The following is a 653-nucleotide window of genomic DNA, read 5'->3' as shown; positions in this document are numbered from 1 at the left end:
GGTCCTGGGATCTACGCCATCGAGTACCGCGTGATCGGGATCGGGGATGGGATCGAGCGTTGGGTGTCCACCCACGGCCGGACCACCTTCGAGCATGGCTGTCCCGTTGCGTTCATTGGAGCCGCCTTGGACATCACGGAGCGCAAGCGGGCCGACGTGGCCCTGCGAGAGAGTGAGGAGCGCTTCCAGCAGTTCGCCGAGTACTCCCGCAACGTGCTGTGGATCGTCGACTTGGCGACGATGAACCTTGAATACCTGAGTCCCGCCTTTGAGGCCATCTGGGGCGAAACAATCGAAAGCACGCTTGGCGATCACGGTCGCTGGGGTCGCTTCCTCCATCTGGATGACCGGCAGCGGGTGTTCGATGCGCTTGATCAGGTCAGGCTGGGAGAGACGATCACGGAAGAGTTCCGCATCGTCCGTTCTGATGGGGCGGTGCGCTGGCTCCGCGATACCTTTTTCCCTATACGTGACGCGCAGGGCCGGATCCGCCGTGCCGGCGGCGTTGCGCAGGACATCACCCGCCATGACGGGCGCTTCGTCTACGTGGTCGATGCCGATGAGGTGTCGCGTCAGATCCTGACGAGCGGGCTGCGCGACGCCGGCTATGACGTGAGAGCCTTCCCGTCCGGCAAGGCTTTCCTGGAGGCAGC

Annotated in this window: 1 protein-coding gene; it reads left to right on the top strand. The window is 63.9% G+C overall.

Annotation, left to right across the window (positions count from 1 at the left end; translation table 11 throughout):
• Positions 1–653 (top strand): PAS domain-containing protein (locus tag KBI52_RS01055; RefSeq protein WP_210804809.1); only part of this gene is annotated, 653 nt, incomplete at both ends.

The organism is Microvirga sp. HBU67558 (genome assembly GCF_018069605.1).
Classification (GTDB): Bacteria; Pseudomonadota; Alphaproteobacteria; order Rhizobiales; family Beijerinckiaceae; genus Microvirga; species Microvirga terrae.
This window is presented reverse-complemented; position numbering and strand designations above follow the sequence as displayed.